This is a genomic window from Mesorhizobium intechi (assembly GCF_002879535.1).
Lineage (GTDB): Bacteria > Pseudomonadota > Alphaproteobacteria > Rhizobiales > Rhizobiaceae > Mesorhizobium > Mesorhizobium intechi.
The window spans coordinates 1-8,371 of the sequence record NZ_PNOT02000050.1 but is presented as its reverse complement, the minus strand read 5'-3'; the positions used below and the strand labels follow the sequence as shown (position 1 = coordinate 8,371).

10 protein-coding genes are annotated in these 8,371 nt (G+C 59.7%); 4 read left to right on the top strand and 6 right to left on the bottom strand.

Going from position 1 to position 8,371, the window contains the following annotated elements:
• A partial coding sequence (locus C1D09_RS04730; protein ID WP_425463402.1) for a DUF1402 family protein occupies window positions 1-915 on the bottom strand: 915 nt, incomplete at its 3' end.
• Window positions 916-1,154: 239 nt separating this feature from the next.
• On the opposite strand from C1D09_RS04730, the gene C1D09_RS04725 reads away from it, so the two are divergent.
• Window positions 1,155-2,228 (top strand): glycoside hydrolase family 25 protein, encoded by a 1,074-nt coding sequence (locus C1D09_RS04725; RefSeq protein ID WP_143973224.1) that lies wholly within the window; start codon window positions 1,155-1,157, stop codon window positions 2,226-2,228.
• Between the two features lie 33 nt (window positions 2,229-2,261).
• Here C1D09_RS04725 and C1D09_RS04720 read toward each other — a convergent pair whose 3' ends face one another.
• The 3 genes from C1D09_RS04720 to C1D09_RS04710 all read right to left on the bottom strand — a co-directional run bounded on the left by C1D09_RS04720 (window position 2,262) and on the right by C1D09_RS04710 (window position 4,194).
• The gene (locus tag C1D09_RS04720) at window positions 2,262-2,450 is read right to left on the bottom strand and encodes a hypothetical protein (RefSeq protein ID WP_143973223.1); all 189 of its coding nucleotides are present in this window, start codon (window positions 2,448-2,450) and stop codon (window positions 2,262-2,264) included.
• A 392-nt stretch (window positions 2,451-2,842) separates the two neighbouring features.
• Complete coding sequence (locus C1D09_RS04715; protein WP_143973222.1) at window positions 2,843-3,250, bottom strand: VOC family protein; 408 nt, start codon at window positions 3,248-3,250, stop codon at window positions 2,843-2,845.
• A 32-nt stretch (window positions 3,251-3,282) separates the two neighbouring features.
• A complete protein-coding gene (locus C1D09_RS04710) occupies window positions 3,283-4,194 on the bottom strand; it encodes a LysR substrate-binding domain-containing protein (RefSeq protein WP_143973221.1) in 912 nt (303 codons plus the stop codon).
• A 104-nt stretch (window positions 4,195-4,298) separates the two neighbouring features.
• Here C1D09_RS04710 and C1D09_RS33035 point away from each other — a divergent pair, with 104 nt between their 5' ends.
• Together C1D09_RS33035 and C1D09_RS04705 are read left to right on the top strand one after the other, a co-directional pair.
• Window positions 4,299-4,466 (top strand): hypothetical protein, encoded by a 168-nt coding sequence (locus C1D09_RS33035; RefSeq protein ID WP_167514491.1) that lies wholly within the window; start codon window positions 4,299-4,301, stop codon window positions 4,464-4,466.
• 42 nt (window positions 4,467-4,508) lie between these two features.
• Window positions 4,509-5,117 carry a class I SAM-dependent DNA methyltransferase gene (locus C1D09_RS04705; protein WP_143973220.1) on the top strand — a complete coding sequence of 203 codons (609 nt, stop codon included), beginning with the start codon at window positions 4,509-4,511 and terminating at the stop codon, window positions 5,115-5,117.
• A 325-nt stretch (window positions 5,118-5,442) separates the two neighbouring features.
• Here the strand turns inward: C1D09_RS04705 and C1D09_RS04695 are convergent, their stop codons facing one another.
• A complete protein-coding gene (locus C1D09_RS04695; RefSeq protein WP_246135654.1) occupies window positions 5,443-6,549 on the bottom strand; it encodes an acyltransferase family protein in 1,107 nt (368 codons plus the stop codon).
• A gap of 200 nt (window positions 6,550-6,749) precedes the next feature.
• On the opposite strand from C1D09_RS04695, the gene C1D09_RS04690 reads away from it, so the two are divergent.
• Window positions 6,750-7,247 (top strand): hypothetical protein, encoded by a 498-nt coding sequence (locus tag C1D09_RS04690; RefSeq protein ID WP_246135653.1) that lies wholly within the window; start codon window positions 6,750-6,752, stop codon window positions 7,245-7,247.
• A 21-nt stretch (window positions 7,248-7,268) separates the two neighbouring features.
• On the opposite strand, the gene C1D09_RS04685 is transcribed toward C1D09_RS04690, so the two are convergent.
• Window positions 7,269-8,371: AIPR family protein (locus tag C1D09_RS04685; RefSeq protein ID WP_143973217.1), on the bottom strand; the 1,103-nt coding region annotated here is incomplete at its 5' end.

Here is an 8,371-nt window from a genome sequence, read left to right as displayed (position 1 = left end):
ATTCTCGACCGGCAGCTTGCGGCCCTTGCTGCCGGCGAGCGCCGCGTGCAGGTCGGCCGCCCGCTGCCGGGCTTGGCCGACATTGTAGAGCGTGGCCGTGATGCCCGGATTGCCTGAGATGTCGAAGCCCTGTTCCTTGTAGGCGTCGATGGCATCGCGCACGATCGCGGCGATGTAGACGATGCTTCGGTCGGGATCCATGACATCGCGATAGATCGCCTGCGGATGATCCGGCGTCAGCCTGTCGTAGCCGCTCACCTTGTTGACCAGATCGGTCACCTCGAGCGCGGTCAGCGGGCTGATCTGGCCGAGGCCGAATGTCTGGCCGGCGAAGAATGGCTGGAAGAAGGCCTGCTGGAAGGTCATCGCGTCGTATGTGACGCCGTCGACCGTCTTGCCGCGGAAATGGTCGACCCACACTTTGTCGCGGCAGCTCCACAGGGAGGCACTGTCTTTCGCCTCGGCGCAGCCCGCGAATTCCGGCCGCTGGACAAAGGACTGCACCGGCACGCCCTTGTAGCGGAAGGCAAAGTCGAGGCCGGAATAGGACAGCGCCTTCACATAGTAGGTCTGGACCGAGCCGACGGCCGTCACATTGTAGGTATGTTCGCCGACCAGCGCGCCAACGATATGGATTGGGTCTATATCGTATACCGCCGCGACCTGCTTGATATGCGCCACCAGTTTCTTCTCGCGCTTCAGCAGCGCGACGATCTTCTCGTATTTTTCCGCGTAGGTGGTCTTGAAGGCGCGGGTTCGCGTCGCCGACGCTTCCGGGATCGGCGGCTGCGTTTGGGAGCGATTGCCGGGGGGAACGACGACCAGCGCGCTGGCATGCGCGACCTCGCCCAGCAGCGCGCCGCAGCAGAAGGCTGCGAGCAGGGGGACCAGGAGAAGCCGCTGCAACGCGATCATCGGGCGCCTTTTGTAGAAGTCGTGGGAAATGCCTGCGGCAAACGCCGCCTCCCGTCTCAACAGCCACATCATGGCACTGTCAAGGCTGGCCCGGCGGCGGCGTCGGCGAATGTCTGAAACGGGTCACAGTCATGGTAAAAAACTTGATTCAAACTTTATTGGTAATTTCTCGTTCATAACTGGCCCGGTTGTCCGTCGGCCGTTGCCTTCGGTCTGTTGTGTTTTGAGTACAGGTCCAGATGCGGTTACCAGGCGCCATCAGTTTCGTGATCGCATCGCTGTGCCTCGCCGGCTGCTCTTCGACATCGGGCATGGATGCGCTCGACATCCAGAAGCCGTCGAATGAGACCACCAGTTCGGTGGTGCGACCAAGCGCACCGATCACATCCGTTCCGGTGAGCAAGGCCAGCAATACGCGCAAGCTGGCCGAGGCCCCGCCCCAGGACGCTCCTGATCGACCCTTTGGGCTGGCGGAGGAAGAAACCGTGGCGCTTTCGGTGCCCGAATTGCCGGACAATGTCGATCCGCCCATCGAGCCCGCGGCCCTGGTCTCGCCACCGAAACTCTTGTCGCGTGCGGCACCGGCGATGCTTGCCGGGCCGGTCACCCGCTACGGTTTCCGCGATGCCAAGCCGATCAATTTCGGCCGGGCCTCGCCCCGGCACCTTGCCGTCCACGGCGTCGACGTGTCGCGCTGGCAGGGCGACGTGAACTGGGACAAGCTGCGCGCCCAGGGCGCCAACTTCGCCTACATCAAGGCGACCGACGGCGGCGACCATCTCGATCCGATGTTCATGAGGAACTGGCGCAATGCCGATGCCGCCGGGCTGAAGCGCGGCGCCTATCATTTCTTCTACTGGTGCCGCACCGCCGGCGAGCAGGCCGACTGGTTCATCCGCAACGTGCCGAAGGTCGATGGCGCCTTGCCGCCGGTGATCGACGTCGAATGGAACGGCGACTCCAGCTGCAAGCGGCGCCCGTCACGTGAAAAGGTGCTGGAGAAGATGCAGGTGTTCATGGACAAGCTTGAACGCCACTACGGTCAGCGCCCGATCATCTACACCGCCCCCGATTTCTATCGCGACAACCTCCAGGGCGCGTTCCTCGACTACCCATTCTGGCTGCGTGCGGTGGCGCGGCACCCGTCAAAGGTCTATCCCGGCCGCAAATGGCTGTTCTGGCAGTATTCAGGATCCGGCCTATCGCACGGCGTGACCGGCCGCATCGACCTCAACGTCTTCCATGGCGACGAGCGGCAGTGGCGCGCCTGGGCCGGCGGCGGCGGCCGTCAGATGATGGCCGACGCGGATTAGGGTTCGCCTCGCCATTCGCACAGGTCCTGCCGCCTATTGGAGTTGGTTGCTCCCGCTATTCCTGTCCTCGCTCAGCCGCAGCTTTCTCCGCAATGCCATGATCTCGGCGATAGCGGCATCGATCATGGTGAGAAGCGTAATCGTATCGTGCTGGGTGGGGTCGGCTCTGACGTAGGCGAGCTGGTTGACGATGTCGGTGTCGTCCTCGTTTTCGTCGCTCATGGCCGTTTTCCGGTTGTTAACTTACAGACGTTCTCATTCGATCCGATCCGTCGTCAAATTGCACCTATATCACTTCGTCGTGTGAATGGCCGCCCGACCGCCCATCCAACCGGTCGACCGCCTTGTTATGGACGACGGCGACGCGATTCGTCGAAGGTGGCAAAAGCCAGAACCGCGGAAAATGATGCGAAGCTGAGCAGGACTGCGGCGATAACCATGAGGTCGTAAGTCGACACGTTCGTTCTCCCTGGGACGATAGCCAAGGAGCAAGGAGACAGCACGGGCGATCCAGCCGCGTTGATCTGGATCAACCGATCGGCCGATGCCGGCGCCGTGCGCGGCAGGGGGGGGACTGCAGCCGAGGCGGAGAAGCGCGAGATCCATATCGCCCGTCATCCTCGACTCGTATTGGCGCCCTTGGATGAAGCCGCGGGCTCGTTGATCATTGCCTCGATGTTGTAGCCATCGGGATCCAGCACGAAGCAGGCGTAGTAGTTCTCCGCATAGTCGGGACGCGGGCCGCGCGCGCCATTGTCTTGGGCGCCAGCCGCCAGCGCCGACTGGTAGAACGCATCGACCTCTGCCTTGCTGCCGACGCGGAAGGCAACATGCAGATGGGTGAATGGTGGCGTCTCGCCGGTTCGCTGGATCTCGAACAGGCAGCCGCTGCCGACGTCGAAGGCCCAGAACACACCGTCCTTGCCGAAGGACAGGCGATATCCTACGGGCGCGAAAGCGCTTTCGTAGAAGAGCTTGCTCTTCTCCAGGTCAGCCACTTCGATGGTCATGTGATCGATCATCTGGTCCTCCGTTGCGAGTGAACCTTTTAAGCCTAAGTCTGGCGCTCTTCTTGCGCCCGGATCTCGGCGGTCTGGGCCAGCACCCAATCCCGGAAGGCCTTGATCTTCGGCACGTTGCGTCGGCTTTCGAGGTGCGCCAGCCAGTAACCGTCGCCGTCGGATCCGAGGACTTCGAAGGGCTGTATCAACTGGCCCTTGGCCAGCAGGGCGCTGTAGATGTTGCGGGTGAGGATGGCCGCGCCCCGATCGGTCAAAGCCGCCATTGCGTCGTAGGCCTGCGACCCTAGCATCGGTCCTGCAATGACGCGGTCGGGCTCGAACGATCGACCGGCGGCTTCGAACCAGATCTTCCACCAGGGATCGTCGGCGCAGCACAGCGGCACCTTGTAGAGATCCTCGGGGCGGCGGATGCCGCCCACGCTTTCGGCCAGTCTTGGGCTGAGCATGGGCGTGTAGTCGGCCTTGAACAGATAGTGCGCGGTCAGGCCGGGCCAATTTCCGGTGCCGGTCCGGATCCCGATGTCCATGTCCTCGCGTGTGAAATCGACCAGGCGGGGCGATGTATTGACCTTCACTGCAAGGTCCGGATGCATCAGCTGGAATGTTCCAAGCCAAACGGCCAGCCAGTTCGTCGCGAAGGTTTCCATGGTCGTCACCGACAGAACTCCGGTCGCTCCGCCCTTTGTGGCGACCCACGCGTCGGCCAGGGCGGAGAACGCGTCGGATGCATGCGGTGCCAGCTGCTGTCCGGCCTCGGTCAAGGCGATATGCCTTGTTTTCCTTATGAAAAGTGGCGTTCCGGCACGCTCCTCCAGAACCTTGATCTGATAGCTGGCCGCCGATTGGGTCATGCCGAGTTCTTCTGCCGCCTTGGTGAAACTGCCCAGCCGCGCGGCAGCTTCAAACACCCTGATAGCCCCTAATGGTGGTAGTTCCCAACTCATGATGCATCAGTCCTCCTGATGCATGCTACGCGACGTTCGATTGGAAGCCAAGGCCGCGAACAGGCATGCTCTGGTCATCAACCCGAACACGAAAGGACAAGGCAATGGCCACGACCCTCTACAACACGCTTCGTCGCCCGATGGTCGATCTCTTCGCCGCTCCGTTCAGGCCTCGCAGGCGCGGCCAGCTTGACCCGCGTTCGCTGTCGGATCATTTCCTGCGCGACATCGGCGTCCTCGACGGACACGTGCCTCCCGGCGCCATTCGCTGAAGAGGCTGGTTTTTCGCTCACGTGGACGCAAGGGAGGGCAAGATGGATGTGTTGTCGCAGGCTCTGGCGAAGAGCCGTCAAACGATCAGTGCCTACGAGGATTATGCGGATCGCTACGATGCCATTGTGCGGCATGTTCCCAACGCGAGAGAGCAGGCATCGCTGAAGCGCCTTGTGGCGATTGCCGGCACGCCGGGCCGGATTCTGGAAGTCGGGTCGGGGGCGGGCTACGATGCGGACTTTCTGGAGGGCCTGGGCGTCAAGGTTCGGCGCACTGATGCGACAAAACGGTTTCTCGAGCTGCAAGCCGCGCGCGGCAAACATGGTGAGCTTCTCGATCTCCTCACCGACGAACTTGGCGGCCCCTATGACGCCGTCCTCGCGCTCGCCGTTCTGATCCATGTGCCGCGCGAACAGACCGACCAGGTGCTTGCCAAGATAGCCCGGTCGCTGCGGCCAGGCGGCGCCTTCCTCGTATCGATGCGTAACGGCGATGGCGAGATGTCAGGCGAATATCACACGGTCTACTGGCGCAGGGACGACTTCGCGGCTCGTCTCGACGCCGCCGGGCTGGTCCTTCTCAGGGACGATTTCAACGTGGGCCGCAACAGCGAGGAGTGGAACACCTTCCTGGCTGTCAGGCCGGCATGAGGGGGCCTTTCCCTTCTATCGCAAAGGGAAAAGGCGAGGGCGCGCGTTACGCCCGGCAGCTCATCTCTCGACTTTGCGCGAAGTCAAATTTCTGCTTGTCGGCTTTGCCTGCGCGGTCTCCGGGATGCTGTCGCTTATCACTCTCATGAATGGGCCGATTTCGCCAACGCCAATCCGGACGGCTCGGCCCGGGATGCCTCAACTCCGACAGGATGCAGCGACGGCCAACGCCGTGAGATCGATCAGTTCGCGTTGCGTGCAGGCGCCTAGACCAGTGGTCCTGCCGCTGGCGACGCACCTCCTGGCCCGCCCCCGGGAGGTTGCGCTAGGTCCGCGCCACTGGGCGGTTCCTTCTAGCGTACGCGGCTCCAGCTGATGCGATGTGATCGATGGCGGACGTCAAACCGCGGATAAGCGGCTTGCGTAGCGGCGTTTCGACAAAACGCCAGATCAAGAACGAGGCAAGGAGCACCGCGAGCAAAACGACAAAGAACGCAGCGTTCTTGCCGATCAACGGGGCCAGTGCGTTGAGAGAGATATAACCTATATACTGGTGCAAAAGATAAAGTGGGTAAGTCAATCCGCCGAGCATCAGCACGGTTTTCGAAGGGGCCACGAGGGAGCGGATCAGGAGTGCGCCTGCGAAAGTCCCAAAGACAAATCCGTTGGCGACCACGAGAGCGGGATAGGGAATGGCCGTACCGTAATGTTCCTGCATCCAGCCCTGGTTGAATGTGATCGTCTGGCACGACAACAGGAATGCCGCGACAAGAAGGATGAGCGCCGCCGGCGAACGACCTTTTGTAACTACCTGTTGGGCCAAAATACCGACCGCAAAGAAAGGCGCGTAGCTTGTGATCAGCAAGATTCGGATCGCCGTGTTCCCGAAGAAGAGCTCATTTCCCGCCGAAATCACGAGCCAGATGGCAACGATCGCCAACTTCCAACGCTGGAAGGCGCCCGCGAAAATAAGCGCCGCAACCCAGCCATAGAATACGATCTCGAGCATGATCGACCAGTAGACGCCGTCCATGGACGGCCTGCCGAATGCGCGGGCGAACATGGAAAGATTGGCGACATAGGTCGAAAAATTTGTCGGAAATCTAGGATTGTTGGCAATTGAGAGAACGACAAACGTCAACGTCATGCAGAGCAGAAATCCAGGATAAAGCCGCACGAAGCGCGCGACGGCGAAATCCTGCCACTTTCGCCCCTCAGCCGACCAGGTGATGACAAAACCGCTGATAAGGAAAAACAGACTGACACCGAGATAGCCATAGATGGCAAACGGGGCAGCCACCGGGTATCCAGCGTTGACATCTCCGGCAATCGGCCCCCGATAGAGGTAGTGAAAGCACACAACCGCCAAGGCTGCGATCAATCGTAGAAGGTCGAGTGATGCCAGGCGCGATGAGTTGGTGTTGCCAACCATTTGCATTGCCCCTCTTCGTCACACAGGCCCTTTGACCCTGACTAAAAGCCCGATCCCAAGGCTTCAGCGTCACCGAGAGGTCTATCGAGCGCGTATCGATAGTGCTTGTCGCTTCAGGCTAAATCATCGTGCGTTTGCATGAGTTCGGCCTCGCCGGAACGGGACCAAAGGTTCACAACGTTCTCTCAGGATAAGTGCGCGTGGTCTGGGAAAATATGGGCGACAAGACGATCGGCCTTGCCGTTTGGGCGCAGCGCAGCGACTTCGGCTTCCGCCAGATCCATTTCGAATTCGCCGGCAACGCGCTCGCTATCAAATACAGCGATGGCGGCGCGGCCGCCCCGATGGTCGGGGTGTTCGACATCAAATCAGGCGAAACCGCCGAGGCCGCCGTGCAGCGCCTGTTCCTGGAGAAGACCGATAAGACCGTCAGCGCCCGCTGCGTACCGGCGCCCTACACGGAAGGCACCATGCCTGCCGGCGTCAAGCGCTGCACATTCAGCCCCAATGCCGCCTATGCGAAAGAACTGAAGCGTTTGCCAACCCCGATCAGGACCCGGAGCCACCCTGCGGCGACTGGGGCGGGATGGCCGACGGCATCCAGTATTTCGCCGGCGGGTGAGGGGCGGAAGGTGCTGCCTGTCCGGGTCGGGCAGTACGAACCGTTCTTCGACAAGCAGACGCTGCGGGTGCAGTAGGTGCTGAGCCGATCCTAAATGTTAGAATAGCTCGATCTGAACTGGGTTAGCCTCATCCGGCTTGGAGTTATTGTCGATGATCTTCAGGATTTCCTCCCGAGATCTAGCCAAACGGAAGAGTCGATAGTTCGCAACTTTTTGATTCCGCTCGACAAAGGTCCTCAAGATGCTGCTTGCCTTCTCAATCAAGCCAATGGCTATTGTCGTCTCTGACAACGGAATGGAAGCCCGGCGCATGAGTTCCCCAATGACGAATAGCAAATGAAAATGGCCTTCGATCAGCCATGATTCTTCAAAAGAATTTCGAGTAACCGATGCCTGCCAGGCCAGAATTTCTTTTCTGCGACGCTCGATCACGGAATAACATTCGTGCGCCGCGATAATTATCTCGGGCGTTACCGCATGAGGATTGAATGCCTCCTCATATAGGTCGCCAAATATATCATTCGAATTAGTTTTGCTCTTCGTCGGTTCGCCGCAGAGGTACGCCAGGACAAGCTGGCCTGCTCTCGCCGCATCGATCATCCTCATTCCTGGACGAGGTGCGTTCTCTCCGCGCTTTCTAACATAAAAATAGTTGTGAGGCCGAAGACACTCAACAAGTTGGCGCTGTATGTTGTCATTTGCTCGCAAGTCGCGATTCAAGATGCGGCTCTGCGTGTTGCTTGCGAGGGCAACCCGCTCGATAAATGTACTATCGTTCGTTTCAATGATTTTCACGTGAACATAGCCGTCGTCTAGGTCGGCCATGGTTCCGGTCGAAACCGCATGAATTACAGTCGCGGTTTGGCAGCCATTCACGATCTGAGGGTTTACCATCGTGATAGGGTGTCGGCCATTCGCTATTGAAACAATCTGTTCGCAAACGATTGTAAGACCGGAGTTCAAGAACCAAAAATCGCTTGCCTGTCCGGACAGTAATGTTTCGCGGATTTCCCTATTGACCTCATTATCCAAGCCAAGGAAATATCTAACGTTTTGCCAGATTAATCGCTCGTCGAATGTTTGATTTTCTGCGCTGAGAAACTGAGTCAGTTCCTTCAACGAGACCTTCAGCATGACAGCCCGCTTGTTGGCCTCTTTTACGCCGAACGCGGCATCATCTGACGGAACGATCTTCTTCT

Coding starts and splice junctions, on each gene's coding strand:
- C1D09_RS04695 (WP_246135654.1), bottom strand. CDS start 6,549: ATGGTTGGCAACACCAACTCATCGCGCCTGGCATCACTCGACCTTCTA.
- C1D09_RS04725 (WP_143973224.1), top strand. CDS start 1,155: ATGCGGTTACCAGGCGCCATCAGTTTCGTGATCGCATCGCTGTGCCTC.
- C1D09_RS33035 (WP_167514491.1), top strand. CDS start 4,299: ATGGCCACGACCCTCTACAACACGCTTCGTCGCCCGATGGTCGATCTC.
- C1D09_RS04715 (WP_143973222.1), bottom strand. CDS start 3,250: ATGATCGATCACATGACCATCGAAGTGGCTGACCTGGAGAAGAGCAAG.
- C1D09_RS04710 (WP_143973221.1), bottom strand. CDS start 4,194: ATGAGTTGGGAACTACCACCATTAGGGGCTATCAGGGTGTTTGAAGCT.
- C1D09_RS04705 (WP_143973220.1), top strand. CDS start 4,509: ATGGATGTGTTGTCGCAGGCTCTGGCGAAGAGCCGTCAAACGATCAGT.
- C1D09_RS04720 (WP_143973223.1), bottom strand. CDS start 2,450: ATGAGCGACGAAAACGAGGACGACACCGACATCGTCAACCAGCTCGCC.